We start from the raw sequence: 25,651 nt of genomic DNA, 5'->3' as shown, positions 1-25,651 counted from the left end.
ATTGATCAGTACAAACCTCATAGGTATACCTATTTATATTTGCAAGCATAACTGTCCCATTTGGGGTGCCATCAGTGACCCATGGCTCATCTGAATTTATTCTGTTGTCCCCTCTGAAATAGAGTTTCCCATTGATAACAACTGCCCATTGAGGAGTTGATGGTTTAGCGCCATGGCCATTGAAGGTACCACCCATTTGTAAACCAGGATAAAGATCCTTTAGAAGAACTGGGGTTTGTGCTATACAACGCCATGAAATAATGTAAAACAGTATTATCATCAAAAGCCTGAGCTTTGAGCTTGAAAAACGTACATCTGAAAGCATAGTATGAGGTTGAATTAATAATTTAGATAGTAGGGCATAGACGTCTTATGCCTGCACGAGCACATATGAATATCCCTTAGCAACCATTCTAAGATTACAGGAATGCAGCTGAATTAAATATAGCATGGTTGAGGGCGAAGCAGATCAACACTATTAGCTGTGTAGCTTAGCTAGTAGCAGAACAAAAGTTAAGAAAGTGGTCGGTTAAACCAGCGGAATTGGATAATAACAATGTTCCATAATTTTGATTAGGGGGTAAATGTGTGGAAAGTATAGTAAAAAAAATAATTTTTTAGTAGGTAAATCCTTCTTGCTATTGTACTGATACAAGAAAGTTATATCCTAAAAGTGATTATATATACTTTGGAAATAGCGTTAGGAATGATGAGTTCTAACGCTACTTCTAAATTAAAAAAATTTAATAACCTCAATTCTACTTACTTTACCATCTAATGCATTTGGAGAATTGTTGTTTCCATAGAATACTAATTCAACTTCATCATCTTTAATGTTATGCTGGAAGCTATCAATACATCGTCTAGTTATGTTCTTCTTAGCTTTGATTGTGCACCAATCGTCATCTTTTGACCCTTCCGGACTATCATAGATATAAATCAGTGTCCCTTGTTCAACATTTTCTAGTGTTAAAGATCTTGCTTCATCATTTACAAATCCTGAACCGCCTTGTTTGAATGTTAAACCATCTTGTGTATTTACATACATTTTTACTTCTTGCGAACATTTGTTGCCTTCATGAAAAATTAAGCGGCCTGATGCCTTTTTGGAGCCTGTACTGCTTGAGTAAAAGGCAAAAATAGTAGGGGTTATCAGGCATAATATACCCACAGTTTTTATTGACTTATTCATAGTTGATACTGGTTAGTTAGACCATGACGTTACAGCAGATTTTCTGCCTTCACTACAAAGCTAAATGGTAGTTTCTGCTGGATATATCCCCCAAATGGGGGATTTTACAAAGTGAATAGGTTAGTACTTTTGTTTAAAAGCTGAAATATGAAGTCGATTTGGTTGTTCCTAATAAGCTCACTAGCAGTAGTATATTCAGCTCTCTCACAAGAGCTACACACTATTCATTTAAATGATCAGGAAAATTGGTCTGTTAGAGGAAAGGCCTATGTATATACAACTGCTAAGTATCTAAAGCCAGAAGAAGTATTTGAACAGGTTTATAAGCACAAAGCACAAATAATTACAAACACTTATTTAGGTCGGGGTTATGAGCCCAAAAGTTGTTGGTTATATCTAAGACTAAAGAATAATGCTTCAGAAAGAACGGTTGTCTTTACTTTTGATTCGCCCGATTTACATTATTTTGAGGTATTCAGAAAAAGTGCTAAACTGATTGATACACTAGCTCTCACTGGTGATGCAAGACCCTTTGTAAGCCGTCCACTATCTGTTAACTACTTCGCGATTCCTATCAAATTACAGCCTTTTGAAGAAACAGAGATACTTGTTTTAATAGATAAGAGATATGAATATGTAGGGGGATACATAGGCTTGACTTCTCCAGATCGCTTCTATAAAAATACGAAGTATGCTTTTGGTGCATTCATGTACATTTTAGGTATACTCTGTATTATTATAATATTTAATTTCTTTTTATGGCTTTCTCTTCGTGACTCAGTTCATCTACTTTTTATGGCTGAAGTTGCAAGTGTCGGATTTCTAATATGTACTGTATTAGGATACGACTTTCAATATCTTTGGCCTAATCTAACTTATAGGAGCTCTATCATCTCAACTATAGCATCCGGCTTTTGGGGTGGATTAACAATATTCCTATACAGAAAAGCTTATGGGATTAGCAAAGAAAATAGCCACTATATCTCATTTGTAACAGGAATTGGCTGGTTAACGATCGCCTGTGCATGTGCTGCCTTACTAATTGCCTTGCTTGCTGATTTTCCTCTCCCTTCTTATATTATCATATACGGGTTAAGATGTTGGGAAGTTCTACTACTTATTCAATTATTAATATTTGTTGGAGCTACCATAGAGCAAATAAGAAAAAGAAATAAGGTAGCTATACTGTTTGCTGTTGCTAAAGGAAGCGTGGTGATAGGTGTATTATTATCTATGTTCTGTCGTTTCGGTTTATTAACAACAGGAAATTTTAATAATGGCTGGATTATATTTAGCGTTTTGTTAGAGCAAGTGATACTTTCTTTCGGAATGACTATTCGTTATAACCAATTCCAGCAGCAGAATATTGCTTTGCAACTCAACCTTGCTAAGGCCAGAGTAGAAGCAGCAAATCGAGTTCTTGAAGCCCAGGAAGTTGAAAGGCGAAGGTTGGCATCAGACTTACATAATGATATAGGCACTTCATTAGTTGCTTTGCGGGGAATGTTAGATAATCATGGGGAAGCATCTACATGGTTAGATAAAATTATTACGGATGTTCGGCTTGTTTCTCATAATCTGATGCCGGCAGATCTAAAGGATTTAGGCTTAGTTGATGCTGTAGGCGAACTCACTAGACGTATGGAGGAGGTATCGGGCATATCATTTTTATTTATTCAAGCTGGTATATATCGTGCTTTGGATCCTACTATGGAGCTTAATCTTTATAGAATAATACAAGAATTGACTACAAATGTCACCAAACACAGCTTAGCTAGTGAAGCGGTCATACAGCTGGTTTATCACGAGGATGTACTAAATGTAACAGTAGAAGATAATGGGAAGGGGTTTCCTGGAAATTATCAGCTACGTAGTGAGGGAATAGGGTTAAAAAGTATAAATTCACATATTAAGGATATGGGTGGTGAATTAATAGTAGATACAGGAACGAAAGGAACAACCATTTACTTCAATATACCCTATAATTACATGATGCCCGATGGAGATTCCTTCTAGAATAAGAGTGCTGATAGCCGATGATCATGTAATGTTCAACGATGGGCTGGCCTTGCAGCTTACTTTAAAGGATTCTTCACTAGAGGTAATAAGTCAGGTATATCGAGGAGAGGATGTACTACCTGCTGTTCAAAGATTTTCTCCACATATAGTACTACTAGACATTAATCTTCCTAAGCTAAATGGTATTGACTGTGCTCGACTTATTATAAAGCATAGTCCTTCCGTGCGAGTAATCATGCTTACGATGTATGCTTATCGCAAGTTTATAAAGGAATGCTACGCCTTAGGAATTGCAGGCTATCTTTTGAAGAATGAACGTGCAGACACTATAATCGATACTATACATAAAGTGATGAATGGTCACCTAGTATATCCAGAGACGCATCCATCTAATGCCCATGAAGATGATTTTTTCATCAAAAAATTTAAGCTTACACCTACTGAGATAAAGATCATTGGCATGATTCGTAGAGGCTTATCTAGTCAACAGATTGCAAATACGTTGTATGTCAGCTTCGAAACTATTCGTTCTCATCGTAAAAACATTTACCGTAAACTTTCAATCAACCACGTGTCTGAATTAATAGATTTTGCCAATGAGTATGGTTTATAAATTTACTTTCATTTCAAAATCCTTAACATCAGCACCGTCATAATCTAAAATTTTGTAGAGAGTAAGCAGGCTCTTGATCTGGAACATCTCCCGAATAGACTCTGTATTATGCGTATTCCGCTCATACATCGTCCTAGCTTTCGGAGTATTCTTTTGATGGAAATCCTTGGCGGTTTGAGCACCAAAGCAAGATCTTGATTAACCCTTAATTACCACCATTTTACTAAATTACTGTAAATGCAGTATTGACTCTAGGGCTATATAGCCAGGTTATTTGCACATCGCTCCTTGTCTTGTTTCTCCGGGTACTTTGTCTGCCATATATGGAGCTGCCACTAGAAGGTCCTTTGTAGCCTGATTCAAACCTTCCATGATAAAACAACTCCGACGCCTTTCTTTATTACTAATCGTTACGGGTACTAGCCTCACCCACAGGGCCTGCGATCCCTGCTCATCAAATAAGTGAGTTTTTTTATTTGATGAGTCTAGGGGATCCTGGCAACTAGTACTTGTGGAGTCACCCCCGGAACCCAATCGCAATTCCCGGAGCCACAAACGCTGACGATAGCTCTAGAGCCAGTTATGTATAGCGCCGCAGTCAACCGTGAAACGCACCGTAGTGACACCATTACGGTCAAAAAACTAGAGTTGGATACAGTAGATGAGAATTGTCGGGAAGAGAGTTTCGTTGTAACCTATGATAATCGGCAGCGGCGGAAGTATTGGATAAGTGGTCGGACCTTGCGAGCGACGGGTCATGTAGACGAGGTGGGGAGTAAAGCCGATACGCTCATGTACTACTAAGAGTCAGCTTCATAAGGGGTTAATTAAATTCATTCAAAAAACCATTATTACATTTCCATGATGAAACCGAAATTCAAGTTTCCACTACTCGAACAACACATTGCGTTAAAAATACAAAAAAGGTTGAATATAAGGCTGATCCACGTTTTGATTTTCATTTCTTTCACCGGAGTAAATCAGCCCTTGTTAGCTCAAGAGGAGAAATTTACTGGTAGTGGTAAAATGGGTGGTGATTGCATTTATTTCGCTTTGTAGTACAATAGCTTCTGCTAAGGATTACGCTTTATTATGTCGCTACAAATGCTTTTCTAACAAACTTATACCCACCATAGTATTTACCACTACCGGGATCGTGGGCTAACATTGAGCCCACTGTTATACCCGTGTTCTTAGACGGAGCACCATAATCATTCGCTGGAGCAATGCCTGCAACCTCTGTCTCATTTGACCAAATGGTCGCGAAGGGTTTTTCAACTATGTCTACTTGATTGAATAATATTTTGATCCTCCTCTGGATCAAAATATTATTCACTTGAACTTCTCGGTTCAATGCGTCACCATGGCAGTATTTGGCCAGTAAATTTTATTTATGTCCATTCTAAATCACCTACCTTGTAAAGTGGTTGCTGTTGATTCCCTAGACGCTTTAAATTGAAAAGATATCAAGGAAGCTGTTTTCACTCACATGATTCTCAAAAAACGCTAATAGTCGTTTGCAGTCTCTAGTATCTTAATGAATTCACAACCGAATATTAGAGGAATATGCAATGGCTTTGTTGCGCGTGACTATTTAATAGTTTAACCGTTGAGCTATAATCAATTCTACCAAGACCAGCTTATAAGCACTTCTTGATCTCTAAATAAATCGTCTGTTTCAAGCTTAATAGTTGGTCTCTTATTTATAAATGTGTAGGATGACTTATGCATCAAATTTTTGGGATTCATTAGGTCATCATAGAGTAGCGGTTGATATCCCTTAGGAGGTCTATCATTTGGATATAGAATAATAACAGTCAGGTTTTTACCGTTATAATATTTTTTAAATTTCCAAAACTCGAAGTCTTCTGTAAAAGATTCCACAAATGTGTACGAAACCTGAAGACTTAGCTGTTTATTGGAGGGGATTTCTGTTGGAAAGTCGATAAATACTTCCAATCCATTATCAGGTCTGCGTTGAACACGATGATCATGCCCATCAGACACCTCAATGTCATTGATTTTATCCGCTGGACTAACAAGAATCTTAAATAATTTGCAGGCTTCTTTACAAATAAGATCTATTTTCTGAATGCATTTTACTTGATCTCCCTTATTATCTAAAATATCTAAAATAATAACCAGCTTTTCAAGTTCCCAATTTTTTACATCTTGACTCGATCGTGCTGGTAAATTGATTGGTTCAGGCGTGGGAGGTAGTGAGGTTGGACTTTTACCAGTTTTACCGGAAGTTACTTTGTAAAGAAGATAGGTCAATGAAATCATACATAAGGTGCCTGCGAGTATCTGTAGGTAGACAGGAGCATCCTTAAAATAAGATAATAGAGTAGAAGGTACTCCAACTAGAGCACCCCATGTTGAGACAATAGTATATTGACGGTCAGTCATGTCTTGTTAGGCAGGTGTCCTAACAGCTCTCTATTAGCAAACTGTAGCCCGTCTATTTCTAGCTAGACTTGTAATGCTTAGGAAGAATAGTGGTCTCCCTTAGATCGAGACCCCGCCTCCTAGTCGAACAACAGGAGCAATTAGAATGTGATTATATTTTGTCATAGCAATATCTCCGGTTTAAGCATAAATTTAAATATAGCCTCTACCGAAATAATTTGGTAGTGAATTTATTTATAATAAGTTGCTAGTGAACAACAATATGAATTTACATATGGTTTATTGAAAATCAAAAAATTTTAGGTAAAAAAAGCTTATTTTTATTAAACGGAAAACGAGATGCTAAGCCGGGCAAGCTCTCACCTGCCCGGCTTGGTGTTGATTTAGCTCTTAGCCTTGTCCTTCCGAACCGTAACGGTGATGTTCAGGCCTTGAATCTACAGTCTAACATTTGGTCTACTACTGTCAGCGTGTTCCTAGGCGGCTCCAGCCTTAATTCAGTCCGGCTTCTACTGACCGACCTTAGCTTTTAGAAGATTGGCCGTGTGGGGTGGACGCTTGGCGGTGGTGTAATTTTGTGTCATCTCCAGCAATTCACCTGTGGTGTGCTGTTGATAGTAAAAACGAAAGTCGGTGCAAAGCTGCGTAACTAGCTCCTCCATGGCCAGAAAGGGGTTCATCTGACCATAAAATAGCGCTAAGATTTCAATCATCCTTATGCTTTGAATGATCAATTGGCTTGATGGTAACCCTAGCGTGACGGAGTATCTTGTAAAATGTCCTGCAGATCCAAATCTGGGACCTTTTCGTCAACATATCCATGTACAACTTAACAAAGGAGAGCAGCTGCACGCGCTTCGTGCTTGGCTTTGGTTTGGTGGTGACAGTCATTTCAGGCGATAACAAGATGATGTCCAACAAGAGACTGCCTGCGATTTATACGTACTAACTAATTTGGTTGTAGTCTGGAACACGGTATATACACTAGAGCCCCTCAAAAAGCACCAAGCCGATGGCTTTACAGTCGATGAAAAAGATCGCCTGGAGGTCCCGTTTGAGCACCACTCGCCAGCCCACTTTGCTCATACCAACCGATTAGGCAGGTACACATTCAAGAAAGTAGAGCAATTTGAAAATAATGGCATACGCCCGTTGAGAATGTAAATCCTTAGCGCTGTTCTTTGTCCATTTATTAAAAGATTCCCAGCAGCAATCTTCTAATAACACTCCCTGTGCCCTTTATCCACCCTCCCTTGTGTCCCCATGCCCTGGCAGATGCTAATCCGGAACTGGTGCAATTAGCCTTAGAGAAGCTGACGTATCCTTCCTTTCATATTTTTCGTAACCCACTTAGGTTATTTACATAGCAACATAAACAATAGAAGGAAGATGAATTGGTTGAGTAAGATATGGTATAATTAAATTGATAAAAAATTTATAAAATAAACGGTCATATAAACCATAATGATATTATGAAGAAAAGCTCTAAATAATACATCGCTAACATTATAATATAAACACCTAAACTGGGTTTTATAATGCCCCGGACAATTGCCTATTTAAGGGTCTCTACGGCAGCGGCCGTCCGTCCTGGACCAGGACCTGGAAAAGAACAAGGCCTCCTGCACCTTGCCAACGTGAAAAATCTAGTGAAAGTTTAGTTCATCCCGCGGCGGCGGACCGCAATAGATGGTGTCGAGTAAAATCGCCTGGCGCAACCGGAAGATTGGTCTTGTGCTGGAAGATCTAAAGAAAGAAGATGTGATCCTGCATAGTGAATTCTCCAGGCTGGGCAGGTCAGTGATGGAATGAATGGAGAATGTTTCCATCGCCATGCAAAAGGGCATCAAGATCTATACCGTAAAAGTTGCCTGGCAACTGAATGACTCCATCCAGAGCAAAGTGATGGCCATGGTTTTCTCTATGGCATCCGAGATAGAAAGGGACCTGATCAGTAAGCGCACTAGAGAGTCACTGGCGGCAAAGAGATTATCGGGAGTAAAACTGGGTCGGCCAACGGGACTAGGGAAAAGTAAGCTGGACCAGTACAGGCCAGAGATCGAAGCCTTGCTGCTAAACGGATCGAGTCAGAAGTTTATTGCCGACCGCTACCGCATCACAGAAGCAACGCTATCAAACCGCCCAGGCGGCCCTGTGGATGAAGAAGAACGGTATCAAAAAATACAAAAGAGCTGCTTGACATTTGACAAGGTGTAAACTAAAAGCAGGACAGGTCACTTCCCGCCCGGAAGAATTGACAAACTTTCGTCAGTTCCTTCCGGGCAGTACCATAAAGCGCAGATGCTAACGAAACCGTATTAAGAGCCCAATAGATACGCAGCCCAACCCAATACCTGCTACCTCTCGCCAAGTGATTTTTTCGTCGAAGACAAACACACTCAACGCCAGGCTCAAAGCGATAACTCCAAACGAATGAAGTACACCCAACGTAAAAATTTTAAAGGACCGCATCATAATGAACCAGCCAAGCGCGGTCGACCCATACAGGATACCTCCCAGCAACAGCCACCCCCACCCTGAAAAACCAGCCAACAGGGACGCTTTTTTGATCAGGTAGTCAGCCAGGATCGAAGCGGCCTCAAGGATCAGTAAAAGAAAAAGCCATTTCAGGGGTTCATTCATGCAGGATCGTGTCGGTTTGATGAAGTAACGCAAAGAAGGTATCATTCTCCGAAGACTGGATCTGCAGAAGCTCCTGCGGTTGACCAAGTACCATAGCGCGTATGTCGTTTACGTGCAGCCGTAAACCAGCTTGGTAAGAGTTTTGCTGGGTAATGTATCCGCGGCAGTTTGGAGCTCCACAGCCGCATTTGAATGACTCGAAATGACCATAGTAGGAGTAATAGTCCTCTACTATCTCTTCATCGGTTTCAATAGGGCGCAAAGCAATGCTGATGTTGTCAAAGCCAATAACACCTATTGAATTGGGATCGCAGGAGTGGTTGACGTATTTTCCTTCATCCCAGGCAATAATTACGCGATTTTGGTAGTCCAGATAGCCATACACATTGAGCTTCTGTTGCTGGAAAGAATCAAGGGCCTGGTAATGGGCCAGGTCAATCTTGACATCTATGTCATCCAGAATCCAAAGTATCGTTCCGGTTTCAAACCGGCGGCTGGCAAATAATCCCAGTCCTTTGGAAGTAGGTTTAACGTAGGTATCAGGGTGAATCATGTGTGTGAGAAAATTTAAGTTGTTAAAGTTATTTTTTGTATCAAACGGCTCTGCAAGTTAAGAGAAGACGCAATCAAATGAGGTGGACTATTATACAAAATAGGTGGACTACCGTTCGGATTTTGCCGAATTACGAAATTCGGTGGGAGACTGACCGAATTCTTCCCGGAAAGCACGACTGAAGTACTTGGGATCGCTGAAGCCAACACCGTAAGCGACCTCGGCAATGGTTTGTCCGCTGTCGGCCAATAGTACTTGTGATTTGTGGAGCCGAAGCAGACGGAGATACGTGGAAATTGGCTTTCCTGTCAGAGCGGTCAGTTTCAGGTGGAGAGTCGTCCGGCTCATACTCATCATTTGACAAATGTCTTCCACGGACAGAGCCGAATTGTCAAGTTGTGTTTCGATGCCCTCCCGTAGTTTTTTCAGAAACTGGTTTTCAAGGGGACAGCCCTGTGATTCGGCCGCCGGTACGCTTATTTCAGTGCCAAGGGCTAATTGGGTGTAGTAGCGTTGCATTGCTTGACGTGTCTTGAGCAGGTTGGCCAGCACCACCAGCAGTTCCTTTCGCTCGAAGGGTTTTACTAGATAGGCATCCGCTCCGTACCGTAGATCGGCAAGGCGGTCATCAAAGGTGGCCCGGGCCGTCAGTAACACGATGGGGATATGGCTGGTGCGCTCATCCTGCTTCAGCGTATCGCATAGGGCAAATCCGTCTTTCAGAGGCATCATGACGTCGCTCAGGATCAGGTCCGGTGTTTCGGTTAGTGCGGTATCGACACCTATTTGCCCGTTTTCCGCCCGAATTACCTGGTAGGTAGCTCCAAGGCAGCTAAAAATGTAGGTTGCAACATCATCGTTGGGGTAGTTAACACATTCAGGGTAAATCCGCCACGTGAAGGTTATAATCAGCTAAAATTTAGGCCGTTAACATATTTTATTGCTTGTACTCAGGCCTAGTAAGACGTTTTAGGCAAATGCCTTTGAAAAACGCCTTGTTTCTAATTCCAAAAGCCGAATTCCGCAATGGATTTTCCTTTAAGGGTCCTTTAATTGATCCTTTACTGGTGAGGATATAGTCGCTTCGATGATCCAAGTGGTTTTTGAGTATGATGTGTGGCCGGTACCAGAAGAAAAACTTAATCATAATATGGGGCAGCTATATAACGCTGAGAAACAGTAAAAACCTAACTGAGGAAAAAGCCAGGACGTATTGATTTAGAAACCCTGCCTGCTTGTAGCCCAGAGCGAGCTGCCGCAGCGGTTAAATCCTGTGAAATTACTTTGGAGGCAGCTCAAAGGAAAGTTAAAGAACCTTGTCTTTCTCAGCCTTGAACAGCTTTCGGAAAGTGTATTACAACAGATCCTCTTGTTTGAAAATGATTCTAAATCAATCAGAGCCTTCTTCTCTAAGGACTAAGTAGCATTTATAACAAACTAACTTTCATTCCAATATAGCACTTATGCCCTTGCCTCCCCCTTAGTCCCCCTGTAGGGGGGGGACTTTACTAAATAATTTACATGTCTATAATAAGGTCTGACTATTCTGGTGATACCTCCCAAAAATCGCTTTCCTGAGTCAGAATAAATAATTTCTTCTGATTTTGAAAAGCAGCCTGGAAATTGTATATCTGGCCGCGGTTGAGGGTATTAGGCTCCAGGCGGCCGGTTGAGGGCTCCAATGTATATACGCCTTTCCTACTGACCAGGTATACCTGGTTCTGGTAGGTGTAAGCGGCTATGCCACTATAAGATACAGGGAGTGAAAAGGACGATTCAAACTGCCAGCTGTCGGTATCTATCTGGTAGCTGTACAGCCGGGTAATGTTGTTGCTGCTGTTGGTGTAGAGGGCATACACCTTGTTGTGCAATGCAAACAGCCCCGATTGGGTATAGCCTGGGTCTACTGTGAGATTAGTACGGCGTAGCTCCCAGGACTCCTGCGCCTCATCAAATACCCACAGCTGCGTATTGCGGAGCAGATACCCTTTGCGGCCCAGGGTACACATGTAGTTGCCGCTGGCTGAGGTAATATCAGGGGCTTTTACCGAACGGAGGCTATTCGTAGCAGGCGTGAACTGCCAGCATTGCATCCCTGCCGAAGGATACTGGTAGTGAGCCCAGGTAAGGATATATGCTTTATCAGGAAAGGTGAATGTTCCAACAGCTGATGCTTCGCTACTACTGCCTGCTGGTATGGCTAGTGAAGGCTGACTGGACCAGTCGTGCGTACTCATTTGGTAGCGGTACATCTGTAATGGCTGGCCAGGATTGGAGGCGTAAAGCAGATAGGCATAGGCACCCATTGAGAAATGGGCCCGTAGAGAATAGTATTCAGGGTAGTGACCGCTTCCGCGGGAGGCTCTTTTAATCCAGGGTGCCTCATAAGTAAGCGAAGTCTGGTGGCTACTTACCTGCCCACCGGAGGTTACTTCCACAATCACCGGGCTGGTAGGCTTCGGGAATATTCCATCAATGGGATCTACGAGTATCTCGGTGCTATTGTACTGTTCTATTCTGGCCGGCTTGCCCGCCAATATTACTTTAGGTTTATTGAAGTTGATACCAGCTATTTTCAGGAGGGTAAAGCTACCGTTTGATACAGGCTGTACCGAATGAATGCGGGGTGCAGGCAGGCTAAACTGTCCGCCTGCGGTAGCGGAAGCAACTTCATGCCCGTAAGCATTGACCCGGTCTACCCGAATGGTATAGTGCTGGCGCTCCAGCTCCGGTACCTGTACCTTGAGCTGGGTGGGCGTCATTTCAAGCACAGGCACTGTATGGTACTCCCAGTCATTACCCCTGAACACTACCCTGTAATACCTGCTGTCTCCTATAAAGTTGCGGCCCCTGATAGTAATGAATTCACCGGAGTTGGCCGAAGTCGGGCTGAAATCCGTGAGAACAGGTTTGCTGTCATCCAGCTTGAAGCGCTCCGGGGAGGTAGTGGAGCCCAGGAGAGTCTGGACGGTGACCGCAGACTCTTTAAAACTAATTTGGCCAGGAACAATGCACTTTAAGGTGGTAGCCGTGGCGTGGATGACGGGGGCCTCTATTTCTGACGGTTGAAACAATACTTTAAGGTTGCCTCGGATATGGCTGAAATTGCGTCCGACGATCGTGAGAGTATCGCCCCAGCTAGCGGTAGTGGGCTGAAGTTGTGTAATGACAGGGGCTTGGGAGCCCTGGCTGGCTACGATGACCGGATGGCCATATACGGTATAACCATCCTTGGTCACTACGTAGGAGCGTACTACATAGGTGGTGTGCCGAAGCAGGCCATAGGTAGCTTTTCCCTCAAAGGTCATTGAGCCCGAAAGAGGACCAAGGGATAGCCTCTCTACCTGTTGTGGACTTTGGGTAAAGTCTGTTAATATATTGCCATTTGATCCCCGCAGCCATACAAACCCATGATCTATGATCTGGGCCCGGCCCGGCGAAGCAATCGTACTCTGAAAGGTTGCTCCCGATTCGGTGACCGAGGAAACCAATGTCTCCCGCAGACGGGGGTATTCGCGCTGCTCCGCCAGGTCTTCGCGGTTGCAGGATACCAGTAGGCAGGGCATCAATAGCCCGATTAGCCAGAGGTAGGTCAGGTTTTTCACTGGTGATAGATAGGTTAAATCAGCGATATATAAGGCCAAATTGAGCCTGAATGGTCTTGTAAATGGTTTTTTGTATGGAACTGAAGCCTAATGCGTGTGGATATTTCTCTGTGTCAAAAGTTCGGGCCTGGGCTATTCCCTCAAACGTATGGTCATAGCGTCCCTCACAGAAGGCCGATATTCTGTTGAAAAGGGGGATCTTAAGACCTAAGGCTCCCGACAGGCTGAATGTAACAGGCCTGGTGTTTAGAAAGGGGTAGCGATAGCTGTTCACAACCTGATTATACTCTCGTTCTACTTCGAAATTGCTATCGGAGTGCAACATGAAGATAAACGATGGCCCTGCTGCCAGATACGGATGGATGCGAAGACCAGGAACGGTGTACCGGACCATTACTGGGAGCCGTAGGGAGCGGAGAGCTACTGAAATGGCTTTATGTTCGGTTCCGGAGCTACCTAGGTTGTCGGTGGTTGATTCGGTAGAGGTATAACGGAAGTTTTCGGCCAGATAGTTAAGCCCCGTCTGAAACTCAAACCGCTGTGATACCCTCGGAGTGGAGATAAGTATCAGGAGGAAGGGGGTAGGGAGCGCAGGTTGGTGAGTGTGGAGCTTGGTCTGCACTGGCAGTATTCTTTCTGAAAAGACGCCTAACGTGGAGTAGCTCCAGCCAGCGCCGGCTCCCATAGTGATCCGTAGTCGGGTGTCTGCTTTTACGGATGCAATCCGGATGAGTCCGTCTGTTTCACGGCAGTTATTGTATACGTCGAAAATTGTAATCAGGTCCCGGTCCTGAAGCGCGGCGCGGGCGAGCAGAGGCGCCACTGCCGGGCAGTCTGCCATTAGCTGATCTCTCAGTACACCTACAAACAGGCGGTTCCGGGCCAGCAAAGGCCTTCCTGACCGATACACTAGAGTATCCCGCACCTCTAATCTGATGGGTGGAATGCTGTTTTTTTGCACATAGTATTGCTGATTGTGTTTCAGGAGCGTGGCGTTGCCCGATGCCAGTACCTGCATAAAGATAGGTTCTCCTTCAAACATAATGCTCTCATACATACGGCCGTTATCAAAACCATAACCAGCCAACTCGTTGGGCTGGTAACACACTACCTGCTGTACCTTGTCGGGACGGAAACAGCAGGAAAGCGCCTGCTGGTGGTTCTCCGTATAGCGTACTAATCCGCGAAGTGTGTCTGCTGAAGGTTTAACAATATAGCCGGGCTGGTACTCCCGCTGCGCAAGGAGAGTATGTCCCCAAACTAGTAGTAAGAGAAAAAGGAGGTAACGATATGTCATGTAAAGGAGGCTAAAAAGTGCTGCTAAACTATAATGAATTTTGTAATTGTAGCCTGTACAGTGGGAGGCAACAGTAAAAAAGATATATGCTTTTCCGGTATTGGGCCTTTACTAATAGACCAACTACTATGCCATCATGAAGATGATGTGGTACCATCCGAACATTAGTGCCCGGGGCTATATACTAAAACATTCATTCTAGATTAGGATCAGACAGCCCAAAACGTTCTGAGATAGTCTAATCGTAATAGACCCAGTATCTGCATTGATTAGGCCATTGCCACCTACTTGTTCAGCAGCAGGAAGTCATAGTTTTTACTGGTACCAATAGGGATACGACAACAAGACGATGTTAAATTACCATCCACATAAATCAAATACTCTCGTTTATACTTATCAAATTTTTTGCCAGATGGAATAATAAAAACATTACCTCTACTGAAGTCTTTTGGGACTTTATATGTAATCTTATAGTTCCCTTCGCTATCCGTATATGTAGTAGCTAATGGTAGTCCTCCTCCAAAGGTGAATACCCCACTTAACTCAACCTCCAAACTATCAATAGGTTGTTGGCTATCGTCAGTAACTCTACCATAGACAGTCGTAGTACGATCTAAAAAAGAGATGCATCCGGTAGTGTTGGAAAATAGAACGGTGAGAAGCAAAAAGCTGGCCCAGCCAGACCAGGTAAAGGTATTATGTTTCATATGGAGGATGTATGACTCTGAAATTAGCAATAATGAACACGTATCTACTCACTTGAACCTACGTACCCGGTGGTTCCATTGGTCAACCACGTATTTATACCCCGCCTGATCAATAGCAATGCTTGTTGGACGATTGAGACTGGCCAGGGGAGCCGGTCCGTAATCACCACTCAAACCTGCTTTGCCATTCCCTGCCACCGTATTGATTGTGCCATCACCAGCACTCACTCGGCGGATCCTATTGTTACCTATTTCAGTGATATATACATTGCCTTTGTCATCAACAGCTACACCGGTAGGTTCTTTAAGGCTGGCGCTGATGGCCGACCCCTGATCGCCGCTAAAGCCTGCCGTGCCATTTCCAGCCAGGGTACTTATTATCCCATCTGCCGATACCTTACGGATACGTTGGTTGCCACGGTCACTTATATAGATAGTACCCGCTGCATCTACTGTGACATCGGTGGGGTTCTTTAACTGCGCATGAGTAGCGCGGCTGCCGTCACCACTAAATCCCTCTATCCCGGTACCTGCTACTGTACTGATCGTGCCATCCGGTGAAACCTTTCGTACGCAGTGACTCCAGTATTCAGCGATATAAAGGTTTCCTTTTGCATCAAAGGCCAGGCCAGCAGGATGATTGATACTGGCACTGGTAGCGGGTCCGCCATCTCCACTGTACTTATAATTACCGTTACCTGCCACCGTACTGATAATGCCCGTAGAGACATCTACCTTCCGGATACGGTTATTGAAGCTATCAGCTATGTAGATATTGCCGGCCGCATCCACGGCTACTTCGGTTGGATACCTGATACTGGCACCGGTTGCAGGTCCTCCGTCACCAGAGTACCCATCCTGCCCATTCCCAGCTACGGTACTGATAACACCCTCTGGGTTGATCTTACGGATACGCTGATTACCTTGGTCCACTATATATAGATTTCCTTTTGTATCGATGGTTATGCCAGTAGGGTTTATGAAACAGGCACTTACTGCCGCCCCACCGTCACCACAGGGCCCTGAATCACCACTACCAGCTACCGTCCCTATCGTTCCATCAGATATGCTTACTTTTCGGATACGAGCTCGCATATTTCCCCCGTCTGTAAGAAGTATGTTTCCTGAGACATCAACGGCAACACCGGAAGGCAAAGAGACTCCTGCACTGGCGGCAGCTCTGCCATCCCCACTGGATCGATCGCTCCCATCTCCTGTTAGTGTGCTGATGTAGCCGTCCTTGCTATCTATTTTGCGAATCCTAAAGTTCCAATGATCGACTATGAAGATGTTCCCTGCGGCATCCACGGCCACGGCCGTAGGAGAGTTCAACCTGGCATTGGCTGCCGGCATAGCATCACCATTGTATCCTAATGTACCATTCCCCGCCATGGTCGTGATTACTCCGTTGGTGGCTACTTTACGTACCCGATGATTATCCTTATCGGCGATATAGAGATTGCCCGCTGCATCTACTGCTACTCCGGTAGGAGCATTAAGACTGGCACTCGTTGCAGCCCTTCCATCTCCCTGAAAACCCGCCGTCCCAGTACCCGCAAGGGTACTTATCTTATTGTCCCGGGCATTTATCCTTCGAATACGATGATTATCCCGGTCTGCGATATAGAGATTGCCCGCTTTATCTACTACTACGCTGGTAGGACTTTGAAGGCTGGACCGATCAGCGGCCCCCCCATCACCACTGAATCCAGCCGCTCCATTGCCCGCAATCGTTGTGATTACTCCATTAGCAGCCACTTTCCGTATACGATGATTTCCTCTATCTGCAATGTAGATATTGCCCGCGGCATCCACGGTCACCCCCGTTGGAGAGCTTAAACCAGCACTGGTTGCAGCCCTGCCATCCCCACTAAAGCCATTGGTACCATTGCCCGCTACAGTACTTATAGTCCCGTTTGGAGAGACTTTCCTGATGCGGTCATTGCCCGTATCGGCGATATATATATTTCCGGCTGCATCTACCGCTAAGCCGCTAGGATTACTGAACCGCCCGTTAGTGGCCAAGCCCCCATCGCCGGTACTTTCCCCGGCAAATGTGATGATTGGATTCTGTACTTCTACTGTTTTATCTGGCGTCACTGTCCTTTGCCGGCAAGCAAATACTAAAAATATAGTGAGCGTTAGAATGAAAGGTACTGCTGGTTTCATGGAAGAATCAATAAGAAAATAGTAGAATGGGATATTGGTAACGAAATCTTTATTACAGGGTATTTACATAGAACATATCAGGAGCTTACGTCCTACCGAGGTTGAAAGTACAATTAGACAAAACGACATCAGATTCCGTTTCCTCATCCAAGCCAGGTACTACTCTATTCCGATCATCATACTGCACACGGCAACTAAGTCTTTGCCTGGCCTTTGCTTACCTGGCTTCCTGCTTTATTACATCCGGTTCCATTGAGGTATCCGTACTGCTAATAGCACCATAGGTATGAATAAACGTCTGCTTTACCCGCTCTGAACGGAATAGGTAAGGAACCCATATCGCCACGTAAATAAGTTGCCTAACCAGATCCCCCAACTCCTCATCGGTAAAGTATGAAGGACTACTGGCAAGCAGAGACTGACTCAATAGATGATCAACGGCCAGAAAGATCAGGCTACCCACAACATAGATCGAAAACAACCGAGGAAACGAGTCCCGTTTCTTGAAGTACAAAACAATAAGCAGGACCGATACCGATAGCAGCAAGGCATTGACCAGGGTCTCGATTATCAGCAACAGGTGAAAGCTTAGTTCTTTGAGCATTGGTTCTCCCGCCAGACTATTCCAGCCAGCATTTGTAAAATAAACCAGCATGGTAGGGTCCATCAAAGAAGCCAGTAATACTATGGGTTTCAGTAGCACAGTAATACCCAATATACTCAACCACCCCCCCAGTGGAAGCCCCTCGTCGGTTTCGACCGGGGAGCCGGGGGAGTACCTGTACAACCAGAAGCAGAAACCAATGCTGCTGATCAGGGCCAGCAGGCCGAACAGGATCATCCAGCCATTTACGTTATCTGCCTGCGTCAGGGAGGTATCCGTATTAGTAACCTGGTGTTCCAGAGTCTGGGAAAGCCGTTCTATGTCCTGCTTGTATTGCTCAATGTGATCCGCTGATACATGATCTTTTAGCGTGTTCATCTCGTAGTATAGCTCCCAGACCTGATCCTTCTCGGAAAATCTGGAATCATACCGAATGATATAGGACTCCCTTTCGACGGTCCACTGACCAACTTGAAAGTTGAGGTAGCTGGGCATGCGGAGCTGAATGGTATACTGCATACGGAAAGGGAACTTCAATGCCACCGGACTCTTACGAGGGCGGTTAGGAAGCACCACCAGATGGTCGTACAGACCCTTGCCCAGCAGACTGAAATGATACTTCTTGCGGGTACTATCATACTGCCAGATGTTCTGGATACCATAGCGCTCCATTAGGGAGAAGTTGTTAGCCTGGCGCTGGTCATAGTATTCCAGTGTATCCAGCGACTCCAGCTGGGCATGTTTATAGATGTCCCGGTAGTAATTGAGATAGCTTTCTTCGGTTTCGGCCATACTCCGCTGCTGCATCCACTGCCGGATGTTGTCTGCCTCAGAACCGTAGTAGATGGATCTTACCAGCAGAGCGGCCTGGTTCGTCTTTTCGCTTGGAGCCGGCACCGTGAACTCTTCATTTACGGTAAGGTATCCCTCATTCTGAAATGGCAGATCCATGAGCGCCTTCTGCCCCGGCTTTATCAGTAGCCCTTTACCATAAGGTGGAAAATAGAAGCGGGAGGTGGTACCTCCCTGCAAGGAAAGGGTAGCATCCAGATACACTACATTCTCATCACGCGTACGCATCCGTACAACCACGTGGTTAAAATCAAGGGGAGAAGGAAGATAGTCTGACAGATGATGTGCCTTGTAAGTATCCACCAGCAGCGGGTCACACTCAATCTGATTCGCCCGAAGTAGTGCACAAAGCAACAAGACTTTGTCCTTACAGTCACCGTAACGCTGCCGGAAGACATCCTCGGGGCGATGGGGGCGGTGGGAGTTTTCGCCGGTTTCAATTCCTAAGTACCTGATCTCATCCTGCACAAACCGAAGGGCCTCTTCTATGTAAGCATTTTCACTCCCATTCGACTGCTTTATCCATTGGTCCACTTTGCTTCGCAGCGCTCCTGTCACCGGAGGAACCTGGTAAAGCTCCAGGCCCCAGTCAACCACTTCCTGCCAGCTACTAAACTCCGTGATCTGCACAAAGGGATCACTATTGAACCACGATGGAGTATACTCTTCGTATGGAACGCCCTTTACGTTTTTTAGCTCCCATTCATAGATCGTATGACTACCGTTCTGCCGGATAGTTTTGTGGGGAGGTTGGTTGAAATCCTTAAAAAAGAGCTTACGGCTTTGGGGGGCTATAACGGCATAGTGTATATGTGATACATAATCCTGAACACCAAAGCTGAGCATGCCCGAGTACTTATTAAGGAACACGGGGTTTGAGCCCGTCAGCGAATAAGAATACTCAATCCGGTCCCCTTTCCGGATATCTTTCAGGATGACCGAGGCCGTATAAGACCCGTTGTAGATAAACCGCTGTCGATCAGTTTCGAGAGGAAGCACCTTAAATTCGGTCGACTTCATCTGTTGGATAGGCTTATCACCACGCCAGATGGTAATCGAATGGAAATCTACCCGTTCGTAGGCAGGATCAAACAGCACAGAAATTTCTGAACCGTTCTGCACACCACTTTCGGTAGTGATTTGTCGGATGGTACGGAAGTAGGTAGATCTCAGCTCCATATTTACCTGCTTATCGTAGAAGGCCACATAGTAGCCATCAGCATACTCTTTCGGATTCGGGGCCTTGCCTGATGGTGTAACGGGTACAATCCAGGCAGGTGCGGGCTTTGTAGCCACTGATGGTGCGGCCAAGCCCCTGCTGACAAAGGCCAACATAGTCACACAAAACAGCCATAGTGCATTAATGGAGGTAGAGGTTAAATTCAAGTTAGATAGAGGCTAAAAGTTAAATTCTATGGGAGAATAATACGTCAAAAGATTACCAAATTCAGTATGATCACCTGGGTGAGTACCAAGATGTCTGTCACGGAACTATGACAATGACTCCTGCTGGTGTGCTCATATTTCAATCAGTAGTCGTTTTATGGGCTATAGCCTTGAAACAGCTCCAGCTATGTTTTATACAGTGCAATACAAATAAGGTCTTTTTAGAATAGATGTTGATTGGTTTATTTTAGTAACAACATAAAGTCGTAGTTACTTTTTTCCCCTATGGGTGCATAGCAACAGTTATTAATTCGTTGTCCGTTTTGAGATACACGCCAGGATTTATACTTGCCTAGAATTTTTGGGTTATAACCCAATGGGACTCCAACCGTAGTAGTACTATATCCTCTTGGTACATCAACCGCTAAGGAGTATTTCCCCTCTTTGTCAGTTAATGTTTCTCCAAGCGGAATTCCTGTTTTGCCAAATCCAGCGGAAAACATACCTACGATAACACTATCCACAGGATTCCCAGCTTCATCAGTAACCCTACCATGTGCAGTAGTCGTACGATCAACAAGAAGGTTGCATCCAATAGTATTGAAGAGTAGTATAAATAGGAGCAGAAAGCTGGCCCAACCAGACCAGGTATAAGCTTTTCGTTTCATTCTAACAGGTAGTAGCATTCAGTGGAGGGGCAAGTGGAATCAATCTTTGTTCTTCCACCAGGATCGACCTTGATGTTTCAGCCATGCTGCCATATCACTATTTGATACGATCATTAGGAGTCAAAAAGAATTTTCAGGCTCCTAATGTATTTGATCCTGGTTTGCTTTATTGCCCTGCACTAGCAATCACAACAATGGCCAGATTAACTCCAAAGCCAACCGCCCAGTTTGTCCAGGATTTACGGGATTTGATCTTCTTTGCCTTTTGGGTATAGCCCAGGTAGTAGTCTTCTTGTGCCAATAGCTCAGGCTTGGGAGCTCCCAGATTAACCTCCTTGGGCATAGTAGATGAGCAGGCTATGGCAGGTATAAGGCCAATCAGAGGAGACACCAGGCTTGCAAATAATGTACCAGTGCCTGCTGCTTTGTATTTGGTATAGTTACGCTCAGCATCTCTTTGCCCTTCTACATACATACTTTTTTTGATCACGGTAACAGGGCTTCTATTGGTGCTATCTCCACCGTACATAACAGTCTGAGAAAAAGCAGAAAAATAGCCGCACAGGAGCAAGAAGAGGAAAAGTACAGGTTTAACAATACGCATACATTTAGATAGAGGTAAGAATAAGACTTGGAATATGGACAGCAAAATAGGTGCCGATCCAAGATTAATTAGGCAGTAGCTACTGAGATTTTGGGAAATTTTATCCAACGGTCCATAGACAGCCGAAAAATCCAATACCCCAGACTGTGTGGTAGTCATGAAGGAGGTAGTTCTTGTAGTTTATCTTTCGATACATCCGTTCCATCAGAAACTTGTTCAGGTGTATCCTGAGGCGATAGTGTACAAACTGTTTTTGTAAATGAAGGGTATAGACTCAACATACTGCAGCTGTTCATGGTAAGAATATACCAGAGGAGTAGATGGGGTCGGGAAAAAGGGTAGAGGTCCGACAGGTATACGAGAGTAACACACGTAGTACAGAAGCCATCTGGAAGATGCTCCAGATTATAAGCCAGGATACTACCTGCAACAACCTTGAACTATACCGCCATAAATGTTTTTTGATGCAGGTGGATCAGTTTGACCGTAGGATAAAATTTCGCCTTCCTTATAACGAATAGTGAAGAGTACTTCCTAATTTATATGACAATAGGATTTCTGATACTAGTCTGTAACGTTCAAAGCCAATTTTACCAGGTAGGGTGGACCTGCATTCTACCTGCCTCCACGAAAGAATCAACAGTACTTGTTGCTTATATCTCTATACAGGCCAAAATCCCTGAACAGTGGCTATTACCAGCTTTTCCTACCATAAATCTGCACACTATGAAATTTTTAACACTTTGGACAGCTGCTTTTCTATTTGGTCCTGGCATAAAGCAGCCATTAGCCTTTCAGGCCCAGAATAGCATCCGAGTTCAGGGGAGTTGTTATGATACAGGGACAGGCGAAGACGTGAAGGTAAAAGCCTTTGCCGTGTTTGGAAAAGGACAGCAGCTGCTTGGAGAGAGTAGCGATACGGGGGCTTTCGAACTTCAGGTGCCTGATTCAGCTCAGTACCTTCGATTCGAGCGTCAGGGATTTCAAACTGCCCTTTTCCCGGTGCATTTTAGCAAAGGATCCGCAGGTAAGGCTCCTTTTAGAATAAGTGTGCCTATAAGCTCAGTAGATTCACAGTCTGTGCATTTAGATAACCGGCTATACCTGGGATTTAACTTTCCGGACAGCGTGGATGTACAGGTAAAGGTAGCTAGAGCAGGCGATCAATCATTTGTTACGGAAGTTGATTCACGACTGGTGAGAAGAGTGCCTGCTTTTCATTTACGGAATGTGACACCAGGCAACTATCTTATTACAGCATCTACAAAAGAAGGTCGAGAGCTCCTGCGCGAGGAAGTGGAGGTATTAGCTGGATTTACGTTCAAAGAACTCACTATCCATGCACCTACTGCTACTAAACATCACTCAGCTCCTGCCACATCTTTAGGGAAGCCTGCGGGTGCAGAAATACTGTATTTTGGGCAGAGCAGCTATGATTTGAGTGCTGAAGTCAAGGAGCGATTAAGTAGTATGGCACGCTATCTGCGCGAGCAGCCGGGGCAGAAAGCTCTCATCATTGGCTACACTGATGATGCCGGTCGGGAAGAACTGAACCAGACGCTCTCAGAATACCGCGCCCGTACGGTAGTAAACTATCTCAAGAATTTAGGTGTGCCTGCCCGGCAGCTTTCCATGCGTTGGATGGGATCTGGCTCACCCGCTGCGCCCAACGATACCGAAGAGAACCGCATCAAAAACCGGCGAGTGATCGTGCAGTTTTCGCAGGAGTAGATAGGAACAGGGTGGGATTCAGTAAAAACATCAACCGTCATGAGCTTTATTTGCCAGGTGGCTGACTAGGCAAGCCCTATATCTTACCGCCTTCAGCTGCCCCGTTTACAGACCATTTTGATAGATCAGATATACAATGAAAAGATCAATCCTGACAATTTTCATCTCTCTTTTTGCTTCTACGACTTATTGCCAGACAAAAGAGCCCTTTTCGAAATTCAATTTAGACTTTGAAGCTACTGAAAGAGGAAATCCTGTTGGGTGGAAGAATTACGGCAGCTCCAGTTACCATCTGGCTGTTGACTCCAGCTATGTACATAGCGGAAGATATGCTGCTTCCATTGAGTACAAAGAGGGGAAACCCGACTTCAAGGCCTGGGCATTTACCATTCCACACAATTATGAAGGCAAGAAGATAACCCTTTCCGGCTTTATCAAGACGGAGAATGTCACGAACGGATATGCCGGCTTATGGATGAGGATCGACCCGTCAGTAGCCTTTAACAACATGAACAGAAATGGTGTCAAAGGCACCACCGACTGGACCAGGTATGAGATTACCCTCACGATGAACCCTGAAAAAACGAAGCAAATTGTAATAGGGGGCTTATTGACAGGCAAAGGGAAGATGTGGATTGATGATCTAAAAGTTACCATTGACGGCAAAGACATCAGGGAGTTTAAGCCCATTGAAAGAGAAGTGTTTCCTGCTGAACTAGACAAGGAGTTTGACCAAGGATCCCCAATTACCAGCATTTCTACTGACGAAACCCAGGTTGATAACCTGAAGACACTAGGCTTACTATGGGGATTTCTGAAGTATTACCACCCTAACGTCGCCCAGGGGAAGTATAACTGAGATTATGAGCTGTTCAGAGTCCTGCCCAAAGTAATAAAAGCTGAGAGTAAGAATCAAAGGGATTCCCTATTAGTAGGCTGGATAAACAGTTTAGGACCGTTTTCCGAGGAGAAGGGTAACCATGTAGTAGCTTCCGAAATAAAGTTAGCTCCTGATTTGGATTGGATTACAACATCCGGGTATTCCAATGTATTGACATCCTTACTGTTGAAGGTTAAACGTGCCAAAAGACCCAGTGAGCATTACTACATTGGATTGTATGCGGGTGTTGGAAATCCGGAGTTCAAGAACGAGAATGATTACTTCTCCATGAAATACCCTGATGCAGGCTTTCGGCTTTTGACTCTATTCAGGTACTGGAATATAATTCAGTACTATTTTCCCTACCGAAACCTGATTGAGGAGGATTGGAAAAGTGTATTAGAGGAGTTTATCCCCAAGTTTATGGAGGTGAAGGATGAGCTTGGATATGAACTAGCGATTTTAGAGCTTATTAGCAGAATTCATGATACCCACGCAGTCATAGGCGGAAATATCCAGGTTCTATTGAGCTATAACGGGCGACGGATAACTCCTGTTAAGCTTACGTTCGTAGAAAACGCTCCTGTTGTTACCGGCTATTATGATGAAGGGCTAGGCAAGGAAACGGGATTAAAGAATGGTGATATCATTACTGCGGTTAATGGTAGGCCGGTCGAAGATATCGTGAAGGGGAAGCTCAAATATACATCAGCCTCAAATTACCCTACCAAACTAAGGAATATCGCACACAATCTACTAATGTCCAATGATTCAACCATTGCGATTGAATACAACCGAAACGGCAGGCAGGAGAACATGACATTAAAAACGTTTGCGGGGTTCAATTATAGAATTCATGGCTCTGATACTTGCTTCAAACTAGTAAGTAAGGATATAGCCTATATCAATAATGAAACACTTCAAAAGAGATATCTTCCAAGGATATGGGAAGAGATGAAGGATACAAAAGGGTTAATTATTGACATTAGAAACTATCCTACTGATTTTCCGATCTATGATTTAAGCAGTTATTTGATTCCTAAAAGTACTCCTTTCGTTAAATTCTCTACTGGAAGCATTGAGACCCCTGGGCTCTTTACCTTTATCAGAACGCGGAACGCAGGCGGTGGCAACAACGACCACTATAAGGGTAAAGTAGTTATTCTGATAAATGAGATTTCACAAAGCTCATCAGAATTTCATACCATGGCTTACCGGGTTCATCCCCATGCAGTAGTTGTTGGTTCAACCACAGCCGGTGCAGACGGGAATGTATCGCATATCATATTACCTGGCGGAATACGTACAATGATCAGCGGTATTGGAGTTTACTATCCAGACGGAAAGGAAACGCAGAGGGTCGGTATTGTTCCTGATATAGAGCTTAAACCGACCATTCAAGGGATTAGGGAGGGACGTGATGAGCTGATGGAAAAGGCAATTGAAATCATCAATGGGCAGTAAAAAAAGTAAATGGATGAGTCTTAGGTAGTAAAATGAGGTTACCATTATCAAGTAAATGAAGTTTCTTTACAGTGTAGATCGTCAGCGAAAAGTGGACAACTGCGGGTGAAAAGAGAAGAGAAGGTTTTATCCTCTTTGGAGTTGCTGAAAAATATAATTTTTCCGACGTTTAAGCATTGACATATGCTTGATTTTTTGCCGCTGGGCCAAGATCTGATCCTGAAGGCCCCAATAAGCATCCGCTGGCCTTACGTT

At 44.3% G+C, this 25,651-nt stretch carries 20 protein-coding genes and 1 pseudogene; 8 read left to right on the top strand and 13 right to left on the bottom strand.

Features of this window, described 5'->3' with window-relative positions:
* Positions 1-733 precede the first annotated feature (733 nt).
* Positions 734-1,192 carry a hypothetical protein gene (locus JTN23_RS14305; protein ID WP_247235534.1) on the bottom strand — a complete coding sequence of 153 codons (459 nt, stop codon included), beginning with the start codon at positions 1,190-1,192 and terminating at the stop codon, positions 734-736.
* Between the two features lie 147 nt (positions 1,193-1,339).
* Between JTN23_RS14305 and JTN23_RS14300 the strand changes: the two genes are divergently transcribed.
* The gene (locus tag JTN23_RS14300; RefSeq protein WP_247235533.1) at positions 1,340-3,208 is read left to right on the top strand and encodes a sensor histidine kinase; all 1,869 of its coding nucleotides are present in this window, start codon (positions 1,340-1,342) and stop codon (positions 3,206-3,208) included.
* Positions 3,192-3,824, top strand: a complete 633-nt coding sequence (locus JTN23_RS14295) for a response regulator transcription factor (RefSeq protein WP_247235532.1) — start codon at positions 3,192-3,194, stop codon at positions 3,822-3,824. The genes JTN23_RS14300 and JTN23_RS14295 overlap by 17 nt, the downstream gene beginning before the upstream one ends.
* 1,626 nt (positions 3,825-5,450) lie before the next feature.
* Here the strand turns inward: JTN23_RS14295 and JTN23_RS14290 are convergent.
* Together JTN23_RS14290 and JTN23_RS14285 are read right to left on the bottom strand one after the other, a co-directional pair.
* Positions 5,451-6,233 (bottom strand): hypothetical protein, encoded by a 783-nt coding sequence (locus JTN23_RS14290; RefSeq protein ID WP_247235531.1) that lies wholly within the window; start codon positions 6,231-6,233, stop codon positions 5,451-5,453.
* A 509-nt stretch (positions 6,234-6,742) separates the two neighbouring features.
* The gene (locus JTN23_RS14285; RefSeq protein WP_247235530.1) at positions 6,743-6,946 is read right to left on the bottom strand and encodes a hypothetical protein; all 204 of its coding nucleotides are present in this window, start codon (positions 6,944-6,946) and stop codon (positions 6,743-6,745) included.
* Positions 6,947-6,959: 13 nt separating this feature from the next.
* Here JTN23_RS14285 and JTN23_RS26020 point away from each other — a divergent pair.
* The 3 genes and pseudogenes from JTN23_RS26020 (at position 6,960) to JTN23_RS14280 (ending at position 8,450) form a co-directional block, all read left to right on the top strand.
* A pseudogene (locus JTN23_RS26020) lies at positions 6,960-7,397 on the top strand (Tn3 family transposase).
* A gap of 525 nt (positions 7,398-7,922) precedes the next feature.
* On the top strand, positions 7,923-8,045 hold the full coding sequence (locus JTN23_RS25825) for a hypothetical protein (RefSeq protein WP_262918533.1): 123 nt from the start codon (positions 7,923-7,925) through the stop codon (positions 8,043-8,045).
* A complete protein-coding gene (locus tag JTN23_RS14280; RefSeq protein WP_247235529.1) occupies positions 8,046-8,450 on the top strand; it encodes a recombinase family protein in 405 nt (134 codons plus the stop codon).
* 87 nt (positions 8,451-8,537) lie between these two features.
* Here the strand turns inward: JTN23_RS14280 and JTN23_RS14275 are convergent, their stop codons facing one another.
* From JTN23_RS14275 to JTN23_RS14230, 10 genes are all read right to left on the bottom strand, one after another.
* A complete protein-coding gene (locus tag JTN23_RS14275; RefSeq protein WP_207509294.1) occupies positions 8,538-8,876 on the bottom strand; it encodes a hypothetical protein in 339 nt (112 codons plus the stop codon).
* Complete coding sequence (locus tag JTN23_RS14270; protein ID WP_247235528.1) at positions 8,869-9,429, bottom strand: SET domain-containing protein; 561 nt, start codon at positions 9,427-9,429, stop codon at positions 8,869-8,871. Before JTN23_RS14270 ends, JTN23_RS14275 begins: the two co-directional genes overlap by 8 nt.
* A 108-nt stretch (positions 9,430-9,537) precedes the next feature.
* Positions 9,538-10,215, bottom strand: coding sequence for a helix-turn-helix domain-containing protein (locus JTN23_RS14265; protein WP_247235726.1), 678 nt, complete (start codon positions 10,213-10,215; stop codon positions 9,538-9,540).
* Between the two features lie 755 nt (positions 10,216-10,970).
* Positions 10,971-13,034, bottom strand: a complete 2,064-nt coding sequence (locus JTN23_RS14260; protein WP_247235527.1) for an IPT/TIG domain-containing protein — start codon at positions 13,032-13,034, stop codon at positions 10,971-10,973.
* A gap of 19 nt (positions 13,035-13,053) precedes the next feature.
* On the bottom strand, positions 13,054-14,331 hold the full coding sequence (locus JTN23_RS14255) for an outer membrane beta-barrel protein (protein ID WP_247235526.1): 1,278 nt from the start codon (positions 14,329-14,331) through the stop codon (positions 13,054-13,056).
* A gap of 284 nt (positions 14,332-14,615) precedes the next feature.
* Positions 14,616-15,038, bottom strand: a complete 423-nt coding sequence (locus tag JTN23_RS14250; RefSeq protein ID WP_247235525.1) for a carboxypeptidase-like regulatory domain-containing protein — start codon at positions 15,036-15,038, stop codon at positions 14,616-14,618.
* A 48-nt stretch (positions 15,039-15,086) separates the two neighbouring features.
* Positions 15,087-17,138, bottom strand: coding sequence for an NHL repeat-containing protein (locus JTN23_RS14245; RefSeq protein ID WP_247235524.1), 2,052 nt, complete (start codon positions 17,136-17,138; stop codon positions 15,087-15,089).
* Between the two features lie 286 nt (positions 17,139-17,424).
* On the bottom strand, positions 17,425-20,049 hold the full coding sequence (locus tag JTN23_RS14240; protein ID WP_247235523.1) for a DUF3857 domain-containing protein: 2,625 nt from the start codon (positions 20,047-20,049) through the stop codon (positions 17,425-17,427).
* A 242-nt stretch (positions 20,050-20,291) separates the two neighbouring features.
* Positions 20,292-20,717 carry a hypothetical protein gene (locus tag JTN23_RS14235; protein ID WP_247235522.1) on the bottom strand — a complete coding sequence of 142 codons (426 nt, stop codon included), beginning with the start codon at positions 20,715-20,717 and terminating at the stop codon, positions 20,292-20,294.
* Between the two features lie 166 nt (positions 20,718-20,883).
* Complete coding sequence (locus JTN23_RS14230) at positions 20,884-21,480, bottom strand: hypothetical protein (protein ID WP_247235521.1); 597 nt, start codon at positions 21,478-21,480, stop codon at positions 20,884-20,886.
* 567 nt (positions 21,481-22,047) lie between these two features.
* Here JTN23_RS14230 and JTN23_RS14225 point away from each other — a divergent pair.
* From JTN23_RS14225 to JTN23_RS14215, 3 genes are all read left to right on the top strand, one after another.
* Positions 22,048-23,052 carry an OmpA family protein gene (locus JTN23_RS14225; protein WP_247235520.1) on the top strand — a complete coding sequence of 335 codons (1,005 nt, stop codon included), beginning with the start codon at positions 22,048-22,050 and terminating at the stop codon, positions 23,050-23,052.
* A gap of 136 nt (positions 23,053-23,188) precedes the next feature.
* Complete coding sequence (locus JTN23_RS14220) at positions 23,189-23,911, top strand: hypothetical protein (protein ID WP_247235519.1); 723 nt, start codon at positions 23,189-23,191, stop codon at positions 23,909-23,911.
* A gap of 207 nt (positions 23,912-24,118) precedes the next feature.
* Positions 24,119-25,396, top strand: a complete 1,278-nt coding sequence (locus JTN23_RS14215) for a S41 family peptidase (RefSeq protein WP_247235518.1) — start codon at positions 24,119-24,121, stop codon at positions 25,394-25,396.
* Positions 25,397-25,651 lie beyond the last annotated feature (255 nt).

It is taken from the genome of Telluribacter roseus, assembly GCF_017355915.2.
Taxonomy (GTDB): Bacteria; Bacteroidota; Bacteroidia; order Cytophagales; family Spirosomataceae; genus Telluribacter.
Note: the sequence above shows the minus strand (reverse complement) of the source record. Positions and strands in the feature narration are given on the sequence as shown.